An 18,051-nucleotide genomic window follows, 5' to 3' on the forward strand; every position below is an offset into this window, starting at 1 on the left:
GATTTTTTTAGCATATCTAAAAAGGCGATTTCATTGAATCACTTTTATTTATAGCCTTTCCACTTAACAAGATCCTCAGGCTGAAGACCTCCGGACACCCATCCGGCATTTATAAATAGTTGATAAAAAGCGCGGGGCGTCTCCTTCGATTCCGCGGAATTTTGAATAACTTTCCGCTTCAATTCAACCCCATGGATCATTACGACGAAAACTTTTCAAATACCTTATTTCAAACGGAGCAGCTTCAGAACGGAGCCTACGATGGTTGCACTTTTCAATCGTGCTCATTCGCCGACAAACAGTTCAACCACCTGGAATTTCTGGGTTGTAAATTCATCGACTGTGATTTTTCACAAACAAAATCGGTTCAAACTGCTTTCAAAGATGCCTTATTCATCAACTGTAAACTGATTGGATTTGATTTCAGCGTATGTGTGGATTTCTTGTTCCAGGTTAAATTTGAAAGCAGTCTCCTCGACTATGCCTTGTTCGGACAAAAAAATATGAAGCAAACCCGTTTCAAAGCCTGTTCGGTGAAGGAAGCCGATTTCTCAGGCACCAATCTCAGCGGCGCTGTTTTCGAACAATGCGATTTAACCAATACGCTGTTTGACAATTGTAACCTGGAGAAAGCTGATTTCCGATCGGCCAGGCATTTCACCATCGATCCGAACCGGAACCGAATGAAAGGAGCGCGTTTCTCAAACTTCGCTTTAGCTGGTCTGTTAAGGAATTACAGATTGAAAATTGATTGATCACCATTCAAAATTGATTATTAATAGACAAACATATGCAAGACAAATTGAACGCTTTTGGCCAACTGTTGGAAATCATGGACGAATTACGTCAAAAGTGCCCCTGGGACCGGGAACAAACTTTTGAATCGCTGCGCAAACTAACCATCGAAGAAACCTACGAACTGGGTGACGCGATATTGCAGGCCGACATGGACGAAATAAAAAAGGAATTGGGCGACCTGTTGCTACACATTGTGTTCTATGCCAAGATCGGCGAAGAAAAGAATGCCTTCAACATTGAAGATGTGATTCTATCGCTGAATGAAAAGCTGATCTACCGCCATCCGCATATCTACGGCGAAGTCAATGTCAACAATTCGCGCGAGGTGGAGCAAAACTGGGAAACCCTTAAGCTGAAAGAAAAAGGACGCAAAAAGAAAACCGTCCTGGAAGGTGTTCCGGCATCGCTTCCGGCGTTGGTTAAAGCCAATCGTATTCAGGAAAAAGCCAGCGGTGTAGGCTTCGACTGGGAACATCCCGGGCAGGTGTGGGATAAAGTCAAAGAGGAAGTGGACGAGCTGCAACACGAAATCAATGTCATCGATGAAGATAAAATTGAAGCGGAATTCGGTGATCTGTTTTTTGCCCTGGTTAATGCCGCGCGCCTGTATAAAATTGATCCGGAAGCAGCCCTGGAACGGACCAACCTGAAATTCATGAAACGATTCAATTACCTGGAAAGCCAAACGCTCAAAAAAGGAATTGATTTGAAAAAGATGCCTTTAGCTGAAATGGACAAATACTGGGAAGAAGCTAAAAAAATGGAATAAATCGTCCACCTAAACACAAACATTATGAAAAAGCTAACCATCCTCGCCGTTCTCTTTTTAAGTGTTGTTTCTGGCTTTGCCCAGGAAAGTCCCTTCGAAAAATTGTCGTTCCTGTATGGTAACTGGGAAGGTACCGGTAGCGGCTTTGGGAATAACCAGTCAACCATAACGGCCTCCTATCAACCAATCATGGACAGCACGTACATTGAATTTGTGAATGATTCGAAATTCGATCCAACGGCTCAAAATCCGGCAGGCGAACATCACACCGACAAGGGAATGATCAGCTACGACAAAGCGCGGAAACAAATTGTCATCCGGCAATTCAACAGCGAAGGGTACATCAACCAATATGTGCTGGTTAACTCGTTGTCCACAGCAAACCTGCTTGTTTTTCAAACTGAAATAATTGAGAACTTCATGCCCGGAGGAAGCGCCAAATGGACCATCGAAAAGAAAAGCGATGAGGAAATTGAAACCAACTTCTATGTGACTTTTCCCGGCCGCGACGCTGCCTGCTTTGGAACCAATACCCTGCACAAAGTACAGCACTAAAACAGCCGGATTCGAAAACATCGCTGATCCAACCTCTTCAAACAGCTTGATCAGCCAAAAAAACAGGCCTCCTATTTCCCCAAAGAAGAAGGGATAGACAGCCCATCCGAAACCCGGCCAATTGCAACTCACAAAACCGGGCTGCGTATATCCTGCAAAAACCGACTAAGCCAAACTTATGACCCAAAACCAGGATCTTAGCAATCAGTTGACTGAAAAGCTTAATTTATTGATTCAGAAGCAACAGACGATTTCGAAGGAAATTGAAGCATTGCGACAGGAAATTAACGACTTCAAACGGTCAACGGCTCCCCGGACCACAGCAACCATTTCACAAAGCGCCGAAGAACCGATCAGCAACCAACCGATAGCAACCGAAGCTTCCTCAACCGGAAAGCCAAAACCCAAAGTTGAACGGACAAGCTTGCGGGTTCCGCAATTCAAGACCAATCTGGAGAAGTTTATCGGGGAAAACCTGATCAACAAAATTGGTATTGTCATTACTGTTATCGGGGTTTTCATTGGAGCCAAATATGCCATTGACCATGAACTCATCAGTCCGGTTACCCGAATTGCTTTAGGTTACCTGATGGGAACGGGACTCCTGTTTTTTGCCTTTAAACTCAAAAGCAAGTACCTAAACTACAGCGCAGTGTTGTTAAGTGGTGCCATGACCATACTCTATTTCATCACCTTCATTGCCTATAGTTTTTACAACTTGTTTCCGCAGGCCATTGCCTTCCCGATTATGGTTATCGTTACGGTGTTCACCGTGCTGTCGGCCATGAAATATGACAAGCAGATTATTGCTCACCTGGGATTGGTGGGCGCTTATGCCGTTCCCTTTTTGCTGAGTGATTCACCGGACCAGACGAACATTCTTTTCGGCTATATGCTGATCATCAACTTGGGCATCCTGGCAATTTCATTGAAGCGTTACTGGAAACGCCTTTATTTTTCAGCCTTCCTTGTGAGTTGGGGCATCTATTTCCTCAACTTTCAAGTCAGTCCAAATCCCAGTGAAGAGATTGCTTTGTTCTTCCCGTTTCTTTCGGGCTTCTTCGCGATTTTCTACCTGGCATTCTTAGGCTATAAAGTCCATCATAAGGAGAAATTTGAACTTGCCGATATTATTTTGCTGCTCCTGAATTCGTTCATTTTCTTTGGCAACGGCTATATTTTGTTGGATCAGAATACCGACTACCAACATCTTCGGGGATCGTTCGCCATCGGGAATGCCCTTATTCACGCAGCGGTCTGTTTCCTTATTTTCAAACAAAAGCTGGTCGACAAAAACCTGTTCTATTTTATATTGGCGCTGGCGCTTACCTTCTTAACGATTGCCATTCCCGCTCAGTTCGAAGGCAACTGGATAACGGTATTCTGGACGCTGGAAGCTATTGCTTTGTTCTGGATCGGCAGAAGCAGGCAAGCCGGTTTTTATGAACTACTCTCGTACCTGCTCATGTTTATCGCTTTTCTAAGTCTCGCTTCTGACTGGGGGAAGTTTTACACTAACTTTTTCAACCGCCTTAGCCCAATCAGTCCGTTGGTTCCTTTCCTGAATATCTATTTTGTCTCGTCTCTGCTTGTCATTATCGCGTTTGGAAACATCAATCTGATCTATTCGAGCAAACGTTTTCCGCCGCCCGTTCTGCCTAAGAACGACCTGTTGGTTTTAATGCCCTACCTTATTCCATTCTTGTTTTTGGTAGTGACTTATTTCACCTTCCGCCTCGAAATTGCCGCTGCCTGGAACAGTTACTATGTGCATGCCAAGGCGCTAACCACCGCCGACGAAGCAAACAGCCTCCGATATGTATTCCGATCCGATGTGATTGATTTCAATACCATTTCGGGCATCAATTACTCCCTGTTGTTTTTTGTTGCGCTGGCCTATACGAATCTGAAGAAGTTACAAAAGTCCTTCCTGGCTTATGTCTGTTTTTTGCTGCTATGCGTAACTTTGATCTCTTTTCTGACGCAAGGACTTTCAACCATCGCCCAACTGAGAGACAGTTACCTGCAACCCGGGCTTGATGACTATTTCGACCGGAGTATCTTCAAACTTCTGGTTCGGTATATTTCCTATGGCTTTGTGGCCATCGCTTTAATTGTCCTGCACAAAATTATTCAGCCGGAATATATGCGCCTGAAGATCAACCTGGTCTTTACCTTCATGTTGCATCTCACCATCCTTTGGATGGCAACCAGCGAATTGGTCAACTGGCTGGAAATTGCGTCGGTTTCACAATCCGACAAGCTTGGCGTGAGTATCCTGTGGGGACTCTATTCCCTGTTGCTGATCGTCCTGGGCATTCGGCGGAAAAACAAATACCTCCGGGTGGGCGCCATGTTCCTGTTTGGTGTCACCCTGCTCAAGTTGTTCTTTTACGATCTGACGCATCTGAATACCATCTCCAAAACAATTGTATTTGTTTCGTTGGGTGTTCTCCTGCTCATCATTTCCTTCCTGTACAATAAATTTACCTATCTGATATCCGAGGAGGAATCGTGAAAAAATACCCGGTTTCGGGTGAAGGAAAGCTCAGACAACATCGAAATGCTTCACCTGGATGTAATCCGGCAGATCCGGAGGCGTGTTTAAGACCACACCACCCAACAGGAAGATCTTCTCGGCTTTGAAAAGCGCCTTGATGCGATTGGCCTGGCGCAGAACAAAGCAATGACTCTCGGCCATGACAATATCAATGAGATTTAACTCCGGTGTTACCGGCGATATATGATCCATGTGCGGCAGGATCATTTGTTTTACCCGCCACTGCTGGTAATCATCCGGATGGAGTTCCGGACTTTCGCCCTTTGCGGCAAGCAATTGCTGATAAGCACCAATGGCTGCACCGCAGGAAAGGGTATTGCGCTGCTGTCCGGGGCGATGTAAATAACCGTTCTTTTCGTTATCAATCCCCATATGCGGACCATAAAAGATGAAAGCCGTTCCCGCGTCGGGAATGTGATCACCAAAGGCATTGAACCCGGTTTCACCCGTAAAGGGATAACCCGTTATTCCTCCCAAAGCAAAAGCATGCCCGTAAATGGCGCGGATCTTTTCCATGACCGGGTTATTCAACTCATCGGGGCAAAGGGAAAAAGCAGCGATATTTTTTGCCGGATCAAGCCCATAGGCTTGTACTAATTCTTGATAATAACTCTCCAACACCTCTTCATAAGGCGCTGCGCCGGAGAACAGCGTTTCAATCCGCTCAATTGTTCGGTTCATTCCAAAATGTTTATTCAAAAAAAGGGAAGCCATGCTTCCCTAACGATCATCAACCCGTTGATCCAAGTGCGTTCGCGATTGCGTTCACACACTGCAACAACGCAAATAAGTAATCATCTTCATCAGGCGTTTTATTCTTTTTGCTTTCGCGCCATTTCTGCAAGAGCTCAATTTGTGAATCGTGCAAAAAGTTCAGCGCCTCGGCACGCAAGATTGTCGAGTAATAGTGACTCTTACGCCGTTCATTCATGGGTTTCTTCAACAAGGCCGTCAACATGTCACGCGTCAGTTGCAGCTCATCTTTCATCATCGTCAGGATTCGCTCCCGGATAAATTTCTCCTCAACCAAACCGGCATACTTTTCCATGATCACCTCATCGGTCGACGCTAAGCTCGAATCCAGGTTGGTCATCACATAACGCACAAAGGGATCGTACTTCACCAAATGAAGCAGTTTCTCCCACTCTGCCGGCTGTTTGGTTTTCATCTCATTCAAGGTTGACCCCACACCGTACCAACTGGTAATGTTGAAGCGCGATTGTGACCAACTGAATACCCATGGAATCGCCCGCAGATCTTCCATGCTGCGTTTCCCTGAACGTCGGGCAGGCCGCGAGCCAATCTTGCTCGATTCAATGACATCGATTGGTGTTGCCTGTTCGAAGAAACGAATGAAATCAGGATCGGACAGCAGCTTCCGGTAATAGAAGCGACCGCGATCGCCCAACCTGCGGAAAAGCGTTTCAACTTCTTCCCGCTGGCCGGTTGTATTTTTGTGCAGAATGGTTTGAGCCGTCACGCTCGAGATCATCAGTTCGAGGTTATAGGCGGCGTTCACCAGGTTGGCATATTTCCGTTCGATGGTTTCACCTTGTTCTGTAATCCGGATCTTTCCGTTGATCGATCCGAAAGGCAAGGTTTTAACAAACCAGTGCGTTGGACCGGCACCGCGGCTGATACTTCCTCCCGTACCATGGAAAAAGCGAATGCTCACACCGTGTTTGAGCCCGATTTCCGTTAATTCCTTTTGTGCTTCGTGCAAAAACCACGAGCTGGCCAGAATACCGCCATCCTTATTACTGTCGCTGTAACCAATCATCACATCCTGGATGAGTTCCCCATTCGGATTTTCCAGGGCCTGCAACTTCAAACTGTTTTTCACCACCGGATGATTCAGGTAGTCATCCAGAATACCGGGACTTTCCTTCAGGTCTTCGATTGTTTCGAACAACGGCACCACCGGCAATTGCGCCGCCAGCCCTGTTTGTTGTTTAATCATCAGGCCGGCTTCCCGCATAAACAGGTAAACGGTCAGTAAATCCTCGGCATTGCGGGTCATACTCACAATGAGTTTACCCAAGGCCTGCGATCCGTATTTTTGAATGTGCTCATTCACCACCTGCAGCGAACGAACAACATTGGTTCCTTCTTTATCCAAACTTTGATAGCGCACCAAAAACGGGCGGTTGATCTTCAACTCCTGATCCAGGAACTCGCGTTTGGCTTGTTGCGACGATTCAACTTTCTCTGCTGTCTGATCGCCCAACGAAGTTCTCACAAGCTGACTAAGCGCTTTCTCATGATATTCACTGTTTTGCCGGATATCCAGTTTGGCCAGGTGAAAGCCGAATACCTTCAGCAGGCGTTTGCAACGCCCAACATCAATCCGGGCAACTTCCCCGATTCCGGATGCTTCCAGTTCGGCATACAACAAATCCAGGTCGGCAATCAGTTCACCGGCATTTTTATAGCTGGCATCCCGGTCCTCCAATTCCGGACTGGACTCGCGGCTCAGGTCAATTGGAATTTTATGCAGCAACAAAAGAACGAAAGCTCTGAAAACCTCGTCATTATGTTCCTTCAATTCAATCTTGGCCTCTTGTCCCAGCTCTGCAGCCAAAACAGTAATCCGCGTAGCAAATTCCTTGCTGGCTTCCCGGATATTGCGGTAGATGCTCAGTTTCTGAGCCAATTCTTTCAATTCGTTTTTAACGATTGAAAAAGCATGAACCCGCAGCTTTTTCAAAGTCATCTTCGTGATCTCGGGAGTGACCAGCGGGTGACCGTCACGATCTCCCCCAACCCAGTTCCCAAACGATAAGCCGGGAAACAGATCCGTGTTATTCAATAAGTCCGGATCGAAGCCTGATTCTTTCCAGGCCTGGCGCAGGCGTTTATCCAGGATGATAATCACACCCGGGAAAACATTTGTGAGGTAGTGGAGAATATTATCCAGCTCCGATTCGAGCCGGGGCTTTTCAATGTAGATTTCACCCACATGCCAAAGGCGATGGAGAATCTGCTTAATCTCTGTTCTGATTTCCTCCTGCTCAATACGGGTGTACATCTGGTTTTCCCGCTTAACCAGCAAGAGGTATAGCTTGCGGTATTCGTGCAAAACAACCGAACGTTTGGCTTCCGTTGGGTGAGCCGTCAAAACCGGTTCAACAAGCACCGACGGCATGACCTCCAAAATCTGTTGTTCGCTGACACCTTGCGATTTCAACAATTTAAACTGGTGGGCCCATAAGCCATTCACACTGGCCATCTCGTCATCTTCTTTATGACGACGGCTTTGTACGGCACCATTCACCTCCACTAAATTGAGCAACTGAAAACACATCGACATCAGGTGGATGTATTCGTTGTTGATCAAATCTTTCGGCGTTGGCTTGACCGTTGTATCTAACCACGGGATTAACCCGACCAGGTATTCCTTCTTACTTTCTTCCAGCACTTCCTGGAAACACTGTAATAAAAACTGAAGATCGCCATAAGGCTTCCCAAGCGCTTCCTTCACTTGGTTGAAAATTGTACTCATAGTTTAAGTCTTTTCGGTTTTACAGAACAGCCAACTGTTTTAGGTGTTCACAGAAAATGAGCAGATCAGCTAATTTTACAAAATTTCGTTTGATTTAGCCGTTTAAACCGTGCAAATTTCCAAAACGAAAACAACAAGGCATCCCTCGGCTAAACCTTTCGCTAAACGCTTAACCGATCATCGAAACATTGCTTTTATTCCCCTTAAGCGAATAAGAAGGTCGACGTTCAAGAACTTTCCTGCCCGATGCCTGTTGAACCAAACTGATTTGTATTTTACAGACCAAGGAATAACCAATCAGATAACACATGAAGCCGAACCAAACAAACTTAAAGGAAATCGCCTCCGATTTTCTAACCCACGTGGCAACCGGAAAAGTGGAGGAAGCATTCGTCAATTGGGTGGCCAATGACTTCAAACACCATAACCCCTGGTTTAAAGGCGATGCGCAGTCGCTCAAACAGGCCATGATTGAAAATGCAGCAGCGTCGCCCGAAAAATCGCTTCAGATTAAGCAGACCATCGCCGAAGAAAAAAGCGTGATGACCTTTTCACACATCTGCCAGCACCCGACCGACAAAGGCTATGCAAGCGTTCACATATTTCTGTTCGACGATAACCAAAAAATAACAGAGTTGTGGGACGTCGGTATGCAAATTCCGGACGTTATCGCCAATGAACACGGCCTGTTTTAAGCGGCTGTCGGAAAAGTCGGGTGAATTTTGCCGGCACAATCAGGTTGGAAGTCCGGCCCTGGTTCCTAACCCCTATATCCCCTAAAGGGGACTTAAGCCTCACCTTCAGGAACGGCTTGGGAAGATCAATCGAAAGTGGAAAACAATTTGCAAGCAGACAAAACCTGCCAGCCATTTTTTTTTGACAAAAGCCTCAATTTCGGGGCAAAACGGTCCTGTTTCGTTGCGAATTCTTAAATAAGTTTAAAGATGTTGCAATTTGTATGACAAGTGCTTGATGCATCTGTAAATTTAGACTACTTTCACTACTGGAAAACGAAATTAGTCGAATATAATGGTGCTAGAGAAAGACGAAAATGCAAAACTTGAAATCCTCCGCGAGGCGCAAAAGCTGTTTCAACAGTTTGGCTTGAAAAAGACAACCATGGATGAAATTGCAGGGTCATGCGGAAAAGCCAAGAGCACCCTCTATCATTATTTCAAAAGTAAAGAAGACGTTTTCGATGCTGTTATCGAAATGGAGATGACCAACCTGCGCAAAGTGGTCAAAGAAAAGGTTGAATCGCAAAAAACAGTCGCCGATAAGCTCAAAACATACATCCTGGAGTTTCAGCGCGAGTCGGTTAAAAAAGCCAATCTGTACCGGATTGTCCAATACAAAACACAACACGAGAAACGATCGAAGATCCTCTTTCACCGGATGATGGAATTTGAAAAAGCCTACATCCTTCGGATCATGCAGGATGCTTATGATGCCGGCGAATGTCCGGACTATTGTACGGCCGACCTTCCTGCGGTAGCCGAATTGCTGCTGGCCGGCTTTTACGGAACAATCCAATACCTGATTGAAAGGGATGACCAGACTGATCAGCAAAAACTCGAAAAAATCGCTGAAATCTTCACCCAGAAACTATTCGGCAAATCTGCCGGCTAAAATCCGATTAAAAGACGCAAATAGTTTTCAGTTCAATTGATCCCCGATCAGCAACGAGGTCGCTGCCTGTCATTACAAAACGTCCATCATCGGTTGGGTAAACCGGTTTAATCCCTGAAACAACCGGACCAAACTCCCTGCTTAAGTTAATTCTTCATTAACTCAGTTCAAAAAAAGACCATTCGGTCTCCTAGTTTAGACCGAGTGGTCTATTTTTGTATCATTATGAGCAAAGCAGAACGTACACGACAGTTTATCATTGAAAAAGCAGCTCCCATTATCAACAGGAAGGGCATGGCCGGCGCTTCACTGAGCGATATTATGGAGGCAACCGGATTGGCCAAAGGTTGCATCTACGGGAACTTCGAAAACAAAGATGAAATCTGCCTCGAAGCGTTCAACTACCTGTCTCAAAGCTATGTAAAAAGTATGATGGCGCACCTTCAGCCGTTCACCGGGAGCAAAGCAAAACTCATTGCTTACCTCGATTACACCCTGGCCGGAAAACACAGGGATGAAATGGGAGGCTGCCCGGTTATTAATTTTGGTGCTGAGTCGGATGATACCCATCCGGCGGTTCGCGAACGGGTTAAACAAGTCATCCGGTCATCGCGGGAGTTTATTACCTCCTTGCTTCGTGAAGGAGTGGAGAGCGGTGACTACTCGCCCGATCTGAATTGCGAAACCCAGGCGCTAAAAATATACACCTTGCTCGAAGGGGCGGTCATCATCAGCCGTATCGAAAACAACAGAGAACAATTAGAACAGATCGTGAATCTGATCAAAGCAGAAATTGAAACATTCTGAAAAAAATTTAAACAGGAACAGACCAATTGGTCTAAAAGAAACAAACAGCTATGGAAAATAATTTATTCACACCGCTCCGGTTAGGAGATTACACCCTGAAAAACAGGGTCGTTATGGCGCCATTGACACGCATGCGCGCCAATCCGTCCGATTTGGCACCGACCGATTTGAATGTTGAATATTATCGTCAACGCTCAAGCGCCGGTCTCATTGTAACCGAAGCCTCGCAAATATCACCACTGGGTATGGGTTATCCGCTCACCCCCGGTATTTACAGCCCCGCACAAGTTGCCGGTTGGAAAAAAGTAACCGACGCTGTTCATGCTGAAGAAGGAAACATCTTCATTCAGTTGTGGCATGTTGGCCGGGTATCGCACAGTTCGTTGCATCCCGAAGAAGGTCTTCCGGTAGCGCCATCGGCTGTTGCTGCCCCGGGAATGACTTTTACCGCCAGCTTTGAGCAAGTGCCTTTTGAAACACCGCGTGCAATCACGGTCGACGAAATTAAACAAACCATTCAGGACTACCGGAAAGCAGCCGAAAACGCCAAAGCAGCCGGTTTCGACGGTGTGGAACTGCATGCCGCCAATGGTTATTTGCTGCACGAGTTCATGCACGAAACCAGCAACCAACGCACCGACGAATATGGCGGTTCGGTGGAGAACAAAGCCCGGCTTGTATTTGAAGTGCTCGACGAACTGGTTGATGTACTCGGTGCCGGAAAAGTTGGTATTCGCCTGTCACCCTTCGTTTACCCTTACGGCGAGTACGATCCGGAATCGTACGAAGTGTATCAGTACATTATTGAGAAGCTGAACGATTACCAACTGGCTTATGCCCACCTGGTTCGTTACCGCCAGGGTGAAATTGAGCATGTAGCCGAAAAAGAAGCAGCACTCTGGAAAGCATTCAACGGAACCATTATTACGGCTGACGGCTTTACACCCGAAAGCGGTGAAGAATATGTTGCCAGCGGCAAGGCCGACGCCATTGCTTACGGTCGTCACTTCATTGCCAACCCCGATCTTCCCAAACGGATCCGGTTGAAAGCTGAATTAAATCCGTACGATCGGGATACCTTCTACGGAGGCGCCGAAAAAGGCTACACCGATTACCCGTTCCTGGAGACGCAAAAGGCTTAATCAGAACAAAAAGTTACGCCATAACACAGAGGCGCTACCCGTTGATCAACAACACGGGGGGCGCCTCTCTTCGTTTTGGCACTCCGGCACCCAAGCCTCCCCTTTCCTTGCCTTCCCGACAAACAGCCCGCTCTTCCGCAGGCTACCGGCCACAAACAACAACAATCCGATCCCGCAACTCACTCATAACAAACGAATAAAACCCTTCTATTCAGCACATTTGTGCATTTTATTGTTTCATTGTTTGCAATTCTTATGCTTAACAGCCATAACTTGCTGTTCCGTAGACATAAAGTCTGCCGACCCGTTCAACAAAGGAACAAATAAAAAGCTGCAGCGCATTTTGCGGTGCCTGGCAGCATCGATTTTTAAAAAGGATTGCCTCTGTGCAGCCTGACAGGACAAAGAGTAAAGCGGTTACTACAAGTGGATCATTCTAAAAGCGATTAAAGTTGTTTTCGACAGGAAATAAACAACTAAAACCTTTAACCATCACCCATGGTCTGTTTAAATCTTTTAGAACGATCGCCAATCGATCAACCAACACAAGTGCCATTTTGGGCCATTTCGCCCCAAAACAGCCCCAAAAGGGGCTGTATTGAACAATATCCACTTAAATACAACCATATAAATGGCATATACAACCATATAAATGAATTATACAACCATATAAACGGCATATACAACCATATAAATGAATTATATGACCATATAAACGGCATATACAACCATATAAATGACATATACAACCATATAAACGGCATATACAACCATATAAACGGCATATACAACCATATAAACGGCATATACAACCATATAAATGAATTATATGACCATATAAACGACATATACAACCATATAAATGACATATACAACCATATAAACGGCATATACAACCGTATCTGCAAAATTGTTAACTGTATCCGCTTAAAATATGGTTGTATATGGGCTCGTATACATTGTACAGGCTGCCCGATTAACTGTCTCCGGCGACTATCTGGTTGTATCTGCGCCTTCAGGCCTCGTATTCCCGGGCCACACCAGCATCAACTGTTCGCGTTACACCGAAAAACCCGTAAAAACAAGTCAACAAGCACCTCTACGAACCAACTCCGTCGGTTTCAGCAAGGGAGCTGCCGGACAGTGTTCTCCCAAACCGGGCAATTCGGTCATTTCACTGAAATTGTTGTTTCAAATCCCGATAAATTAAAAACCAAAAAAATGAGTCATTATGAATAAAGTTTTAACCAGTTTCTCACCCAATCGATTAACCGATTCTGAATTGATTGTACTAAGCGGCGGGGCTTGCAGTCAAATGAATGGCAACCCGCACTTCCCTACTCCTTCGCCGGAGCTGATTACCGTACAAACTGCTACGGATGAATTCCTGACTGCTGATGAAAAATCGAAAACGGGTTCACACCAGGATGTGGCGATTAAAAATCAGAAAAGGAAGAATTTGGAGAAACTGCTTCATGCCCTGGCTGTCTATGTGAACCTGACAGCCGATGGCGACGAAGCGATCTTGTTAAGCAGTGGTTTCGAATTGGCTAAAAAAGCCGAAGCGGTTGGACCACTCGACGCACCTGAAGGCCTGCAGGTAAAAGCGGGTAACGCAAGAGGTTCGCTCAGCGTGAGTTGCAAACGGGTAGCCGGAGCCGGCAGTTATGGCTTCGAATACCGCCAGTTGCAAACTGAATCAGATAATGGTTGGATCCGTGTTGATTCGACCAAGCACAATATACTCGTTACCGGCTTAGTAAGCGGAGGCCAATATGCTTTCCGTGTGATGGCGATAGGGAGTAATCCGCAACGTAACTGGAGTAACGAGGTAAGCAGCTTCGTACTTTAACCGATCCAACACATTAAGTAAGGGAGAACAAACAACAGTAAATCGGTTTTGCGGTTTCAACCAACAAAACCAATCAAGAAAAGGGAGGCGCAAGCTTCCCTTTTTTTGTTGTTGTTAACGAAACTATTTGGAATGGGAATAAATTGATTGTTAGTTATGTTAAGTTTCGGGAAGGTATTGTACATTTATTTCTGAAAAATATGACAATGCCTGCACCAATAACAAGTCTACCTCTAATTGTGCTTCTGCTAGGATTATTAATTTCATGTGAAAAAGAAGCCCCTGAAATTGAAACAGAAGATATCTATGCCTATGAAGAACCAAACTATCCAATGAAACAGGGCGGTAGATTCTTGAGAAGTATTTACTACAACTATCCTGAAATAAATAATTTAGATTATCCTTTTGAATCAGGAACAAAGGTTGAGTTTTTTTATAACAGTAAGAATTATGTGGACTATTTTAAAGTCTATGGCTTTGGGGCGAACAGTGAAGGGCGAGTTGTGAAAATTGAGTACAATATTCAAGGTTTGGTTAACCGAATAAAGTACTTCAGTTTAGATAGTACAATCATTGCTTACGAACTATTCAAATATGACAGTTCTAAGCGTTTGCTCAAAATTTCTAACTATGAACAAAAAGAAGAACATAATAACTATGAGCTAGTAAACTATAGTGACTTTAAATACCCATCAAACGACACAATTATTCAATACATGTACGCACAATATGATAATTTTGAACAAGCTCACAAGGAAGTTTATATATATAGTCTGGAAAGAAATATAAAGGAAAAATATAATTACAAGTATAGATCTGAGCATCCTTATTTATCCTCTGAGTTTTTTTATAATGATAAAAAAAGGCCTTTTGAGAATCTTGATCTACCTATTTATGAGATTGCATATGATAAGTTTGGATTAAGCGAAGTTTTCTCAACGAATCATCAAGTAGGTTTTCAGAGTTATTCGTACGATAACGATGGCGTGAAAGTAGAAGTGGGTGGGACACAAATTTTTGATTATAAGTATGATGATCTTGGGTTCCCCATTTCAAGGGATGAGTCGATATATTATGGTTACATTGATTTATAAAAATAAAATAACGCAACCTAATCGAGTACACTGCCCCGCCAGTAAGAACTGACGGGGAGAGCCTCTCACAGCGATTCAAACGCCATTCGAAACGATTCGTTGTAACTGTCCTTCCTGCCCGTTTGAGCACAGCGTTAACGAGGGGGAGTTGGGTTTGTCGTTTGTAACGACCTTTCAAGCGAAATGAATTAACAACCGTAAGCCCAGTCCCGTAGAAACGGTATCTTTATAGCAAAAGACAGGGAGACAACAAGAGCTCCGTAGGAGCGCAACCAAGAATAGCAGCATTGCCGGTGCCGCTCCTCCGGAGCTTCGTTTTAAACGAATGTACCTGGAGCTACAACGATTACGCTCCTGCGGTGCTAAACTCAGTTCGTCTGACTATTGAAAAATGAGCAAAGCGACCACTAAATATTTTACCAACCGGGCAGATTGGAGAAAATGGCTCGAAACCAATTTTGAGACCAAAGATGATATTTGGTTGGAATATCCCTTAAAGAAGACCGGCAAAAAACGAATCGCCTATAACGATGCCGTTGAAGAAGCGTTGTGCTTTGGGTGGATTGACAGTACGGTGAAGTCACTCAACGAAGAGACCACTATTCAACGATTTTGCAAACGAAGAAAGAACTCATCGTTCTCACAACCGAACATTGAACGCTTAAAATGGCTGGTTGACAACAAGCTGATTCACGACTCCATTCGGGATGAGGCTTTAAAACGAGTTCAACAAGAATTCCTGTTTCCCGAAGACATCATCGTGCAATTAAAATCGGAGAAAGCCGTTTGGGAAAACTATCAAAACTTTTCGGAACCCTATAAACGAATTCGGATTGCCTACATTGACAGTGCCCGAAAAAGACCGGAAGAATTTGAAAAGCGCTTAAACAACTTTATCGCCAAAACCAGGGCGAATAAACAGATTAAAGGGTTTGGAGGAATTGAAAAATACTACTAAAAGAACAACCTGCTACCTCCTCTGCTAAGGTGCGATGGGATTGTCTGTTAGATCAGGCAACGCGCTGCAACGATTGATTACAAAACACAAAAACAACCGAAAATATCCTCTTGCCACAACCTTGGAATAAACCGATCGGTGAATAACAGGTAACTTATTCTACGCCCAGAGTTAAACCCGGAGGAACAACCATCGCCACGATGACTGCCAACGGTTGCATCAGCGCCATGCAAACCATAAGAGCTTAGATATCGTAACCTCCGTATTAACCAAACATTGATTCATCATGAAACAGTTTTTCTTCTTCGTGGTCATGGCAACTTTGCTCGTTGCCTGTCAACAACCTAATCCTGATGCCGAAAAGGCCAATGTAGAAGCGGCCATCAATGATTTCTATTCGGCAGCCCAACAATTCGATTATGAAGCGATGAGATCTTTTTGCACCTCCGACTTTACCGCTTTCGAAGACGGGGTGAAGTATAATACTCTTGACGATTTCATAAATCTGTTCAAGGGGATTGAGGGCGCAACCATCGATATGAAACTTAACTTTGTGAAGACAGAAGTATCGGAAAACATCGCACATGCAACAGTCGAGTTTGATGCTCGTTTTACCAAGGAGCCTGCAGCTATTCACTTTCTGACTTATGAAGATTACATTCTGACAAAGCTGAATAATAAATGGCTGCTAAGCTACTTCCACAGTTCTCATTTACCAAATCCCGAAGATACTGACTACGCCAGTGTTCACCTGTTAAAAGTTCCTGAAGGTACGGCGCTTGACGAATTAAGCGGAACAATCGAAAAACTGAACGAAGCGATTGCTTCGCTGGGCTACTGGGATTGCGGCTACAAGCTGCTGCAAATCAAAGAAGACAAGAGTGATACGTACAACTATTTCATTCGGGGAAATTGGAAAAACCCGGAAACCTACAAAATAATTCACGACAGCGATGCTTTTAACAAGGTGGCCGACAGCATACCTGAATCGGTGCGTGGTGTCCTGAAAACTCAGCTTTACGTAAAAGTTGGAAAAATAGAGTAATAAGGGGACTGCAGAGGGAGCATGCTTTCGCTTGTCAGGATTTGAACGGATTCGTTCATATTGAATTTCGATACCAGTGACTGTTTTACAGACGGGATTACAAACCCTCCTCCCCCTCGCTTGAGCATAGCGGTAACGAGGGGGAAGTGGGTTTGTCGTTTGTAACGACAATTCAAGCGAAATGGATTAACAACCCAAAGCCCAGTCCCGTAGAAACGGTATCTTTGTAGCCAAGGACAGGGAGACAACAAGAGCACCGTAGGAACGAAACCAAGACGAGTAGCATTGCCGGTATCGCTCCTACGGAGCTTCGTTTTGAACGAATGTACCTGGAGCTACAACGATTACGCTCCTCCGGATCTAAACTTGTTTTGAATGGAACAGGAGTTTTAAAACGAATAACCATCTCCCCGTCTACCCCGCGAATCCCAATCGTTAAGCTCTCCTGGAATAAATCAAAAAAAATAATTTTACTTTTACATCTCCGTTGATTTGAATCGTCGGGATCGGATGATCTTTCATAAAAAAACCAAATACTATGTTTCTTAGGAAAACTCACATCAGAATGATAGGCGCCGGATTGGCTTTTTTCGTCGTTGCCACTTCAGCAAATTGCCAAAGCAGTAAAGTTAAGATGGCCTTTATCGGTAATAGTATAACAGCAGGGGTTTACGACTATGGCAAGAAAGACCAGCAGGTTTCCTACGCCACCCAATTTAGCGAGCTCATGGCAGCCGTTTACGGCGATACACTGGAAATCTTAAATACAGGTGTTTCGGGCCGTACCATGACAAAGCATGGCCCTCAACCCATCTGGATTGAACCGGCATTTAAAAAGGCCTTGGATTTTAAGCCGGATATCTGCTTGGTTGCTTTGGGAACAAACGACTCGAAACCGAATCTTTACGACCTGGTTCAAAAAGAGTTCTTCCATGATTACCAGGATCTGATCGACACATTCAGGTGCATCAATCCAAACATCACTTTTGTGGTCTGTTTGCCTCCTCCAATTTTTGAGGGACATCCTTACTCGCCGGAGAGTCCGCATAACGATACCTTACTCGTTAAATACACCATTCCGCTGATTGATTCCATTGCCAAAAACAATCATCTTACGGTTGTTGATTTCCACACCGCATTTGTGGATCGTCCCCAATATTTTACGGATCATTTACACCCGAATATCGAAGGGCATCAAAAAATGGGAAAGATTCTCTTTGATCAATTTATGGAGCAGGACCTTATTCGCAAAACCTTGCAATTAAAGGATTCCACGGAAGCCGTTGAAACGAACAGGACAAAGGAGATTCAAAATTAAGCAAGGGGCTTAACCCACAAAG

15 protein-coding genes are annotated in these 18,051 nt (G+C 44.8%); 13 read left to right on the top strand and 2 right to left on the bottom strand.

The window, feature by feature from the left end; translation table 11 throughout:
• Window positions 1-191 precede the first annotated feature (191 nt).
• From GJV22_RS13845 to GJV22_RS13860, 4 genes are all read left to right on the top strand, one after another.
• Window positions 192-755 carry a pentapeptide repeat-containing protein gene (locus GJV22_RS13845; RefSeq protein ID WP_163714562.1) on the top strand — a complete coding sequence of 188 codons (564 nt, stop codon included), beginning with the start codon at window positions 192-194 and terminating at the stop codon, window positions 753-755.
• 35 nt (window positions 756-790) lie between these two features.
• Window positions 791-1,567 (top strand): nucleoside triphosphate pyrophosphohydrolase, encoded by a 777-nt coding sequence (mazG, locus tag GJV22_RS13850; RefSeq protein WP_163714564.1) that lies wholly within the window; start codon window positions 791-793, stop codon window positions 1,565-1,567.
• Between the two features lie 24 nt (window positions 1,568-1,591).
• On the top strand, window positions 1,592-2,122 hold the full coding sequence (locus tag GJV22_RS13855; protein ID WP_163714567.1) for a hypothetical protein: 531 nt from the start codon (window positions 1,592-1,594) through the stop codon (window positions 2,120-2,122).
• Window positions 2,123-2,300: 178 nt separating this feature from the next.
• On the top strand, window positions 2,301-4,640 hold the full coding sequence (locus GJV22_RS13860) for a DUF2339 domain-containing protein (protein WP_163714570.1): 2,340 nt from the start codon (window positions 2,301-2,303) through the stop codon (window positions 4,638-4,640).
• Between the two features lie 30 nt (window positions 4,641-4,670).
• Here GJV22_RS13860 and GJV22_RS13865 read toward each other — a convergent pair whose 3' ends face one another.
• Complete coding sequence (locus GJV22_RS13865) at window positions 4,671-5,363, bottom strand: hypothetical protein (protein WP_163714573.1); 693 nt, start codon at window positions 5,361-5,363, stop codon at window positions 4,671-4,673.
• A 49-nt stretch (window positions 5,364-5,412) separates the two neighbouring features.
• A complete protein-coding gene (locus GJV22_RS13870; protein WP_163714576.1) occupies window positions 5,413-8,184 on the bottom strand; it encodes a phosphoenolpyruvate carboxylase in 2,772 nt (923 codons plus the stop codon).
• A 308-nt stretch (window positions 8,185-8,492) separates the two neighbouring features.
• Here GJV22_RS13870 and GJV22_RS13875 point away from each other — a divergent pair, with 308 nt between their 5' ends.
• The 9 genes from GJV22_RS13875 to GJV22_RS13915 all read left to right on the top strand — a co-directional run bounded on the left by GJV22_RS13875 (window position 8,493) and on the right by GJV22_RS13915 (window position 18,029).
• Window positions 8,493-8,879 (top strand): nuclear transport factor 2 family protein, encoded by a 387-nt coding sequence (locus tag GJV22_RS13875; protein WP_163714579.1) that lies wholly within the window; start codon window positions 8,493-8,495, stop codon window positions 8,877-8,879.
• 334 nt (window positions 8,880-9,213) lie between these two features.
• Entirely contained in the window at window positions 9,214-9,813 is a 600-nt protein-coding gene (locus GJV22_RS13880) for a TetR/AcrR family transcriptional regulator (protein WP_163714582.1), read from the top strand.
• Between the two features lie 225 nt (window positions 9,814-10,038).
• The gene (locus GJV22_RS13885; RefSeq protein ID WP_163714585.1) at window positions 10,039-10,620 is read left to right on the top strand and encodes a TetR/AcrR family transcriptional regulator; all 582 of its coding nucleotides are present in this window, start codon (window positions 10,039-10,041) and stop codon (window positions 10,618-10,620) included.
• Window positions 10,621-10,670: 50 nt separating this feature from the next.
• Window positions 10,671-11,762, top strand: a complete 1,092-nt coding sequence (locus GJV22_RS13890; protein WP_163714588.1) for an alkene reductase — start codon at window positions 10,671-10,673, stop codon at window positions 11,760-11,762.
• 1,231 nt (window positions 11,763-12,993) lie between these two features.
• Window positions 12,994-13,614, top strand: coding sequence for a fibronectin type III domain-containing protein (locus GJV22_RS13895; RefSeq protein ID WP_163714590.1), 621 nt, complete (start codon window positions 12,994-12,996; stop codon window positions 13,612-13,614).
• A gap of 206 nt (window positions 13,615-13,820) precedes the next feature.
• A complete protein-coding gene (locus GJV22_RS13900) occupies window positions 13,821-14,708 on the top strand; it encodes a hypothetical protein (protein WP_163714593.1) in 888 nt (295 codons plus the stop codon).
• A 391-nt stretch (window positions 14,709-15,099) separates the two neighbouring features.
• Window positions 15,100-15,666 (top strand): YdeI/OmpD-associated family protein, encoded by a 567-nt coding sequence (locus GJV22_RS13905; protein ID WP_163714595.1) that lies wholly within the window; start codon window positions 15,100-15,102, stop codon window positions 15,664-15,666.
• A 286-nt stretch (window positions 15,667-15,952) separates the two neighbouring features.
• Window positions 15,953-16,711, top strand: coding sequence for a nuclear transport factor 2 family protein (locus GJV22_RS13910; protein WP_163714598.1), 759 nt, complete (start codon window positions 15,953-15,955; stop codon window positions 16,709-16,711).
• 565 nt (window positions 16,712-17,276) lie between these two features.
• Window positions 17,277-18,029 (top strand): GDSL-type esterase/lipase family protein, encoded by a 753-nt coding sequence (locus tag GJV22_RS13915; protein ID WP_163714601.1) that lies wholly within the window; start codon window positions 17,277-17,279, stop codon window positions 18,027-18,029.
• The last annotated feature ends 22 nt before the right edge of the window (window positions 18,030-18,051 follow it).

Source organism: Mangrovibacterium lignilyticum (assembly GCF_010882175.1).
Taxonomy (GTDB): Bacteria; Bacteroidota; Bacteroidia; order Bacteroidales; family Prolixibacteraceae; genus Mangrovibacterium; species Mangrovibacterium lignilyticum.

Bases quoted from the DNA above. Each gene is read 5' to 3' on its own strand.
- GJV22_RS13845 (WP_163714562.1), top strand. From the start codon at position 192: ATGGATCATTACGACGAAAACTTTTCAAATACCTTATTTCAAACGGAG.
- mazG (WP_163714564.1), top strand. From the start codon at position 791: ATGCAAGACAAATTGAACGCTTTTGGCCAACTGTTGGAAATCATGGAC.
- GJV22_RS13855 (WP_163714567.1), top strand. From the start codon at position 1,592: ATGAAAAAGCTAACCATCCTCGCCGTTCTCTTTTTAAGTGTTGTTTCT.
- GJV22_RS13860 (WP_163714570.1), top strand. From the start codon at position 2,301: ATGACCCAAAACCAGGATCTTAGCAATCAGTTGACTGAAAAGCTTAAT.
- GJV22_RS13865 (WP_163714573.1), bottom strand. From the start codon at position 5,363: ATGAACCGAACAATTGAGCGGATTGAAACGCTGTTCTCCGGCGCAGCG.
- GJV22_RS13870 (WP_163714576.1), bottom strand. From the start codon at position 8,184: ATGAGTACAATTTTCAACCAAGTGAAGGAAGCGCTTGGGAAGCCTTAT.
- GJV22_RS13875 (WP_163714579.1), top strand. From the start codon at position 8,493: ATGAAGCCGAACCAAACAAACTTAAAGGAAATCGCCTCCGATTTTCTA.
- GJV22_RS13880 (WP_163714582.1), top strand. From the start codon at position 9,214: ATGGTGCTAGAGAAAGACGAAAATGCAAAACTTGAAATCCTCCGCGAG.
- GJV22_RS13885 (WP_163714585.1), top strand. From the start codon at position 10,039: ATGAGCAAAGCAGAACGTACACGACAGTTTATCATTGAAAAAGCAGCT.
- GJV22_RS13890 (WP_163714588.1), top strand. From the start codon at position 10,671: ATGGAAAATAATTTATTCACACCGCTCCGGTTAGGAGATTACACCCTG.
- GJV22_RS13895 (WP_163714590.1), top strand. From the start codon at position 12,994: ATGAATAAAGTTTTAACCAGTTTCTCACCCAATCGATTAACCGATTCT.
- GJV22_RS13900 (WP_163714593.1), top strand. From the start codon at position 13,821: ATGCCTGCACCAATAACAAGTCTACCTCTAATTGTGCTTCTGCTAGGA.
- GJV22_RS13905 (WP_163714595.1), top strand. From the start codon at position 15,100: ATGAGCAAAGCGACCACTAAATATTTTACCAACCGGGCAGATTGGAGA.
- GJV22_RS13910 (WP_163714598.1), top strand. From the start codon at position 15,953: ATGAAACAGTTTTTCTTCTTCGTGGTCATGGCAACTTTGCTCGTTGCC.
- GJV22_RS13915 (WP_163714601.1), top strand. From the start codon at position 17,277: ATGATAGGCGCCGGATTGGCTTTTTTCGTCGTTGCCACTTCAGCAAAT.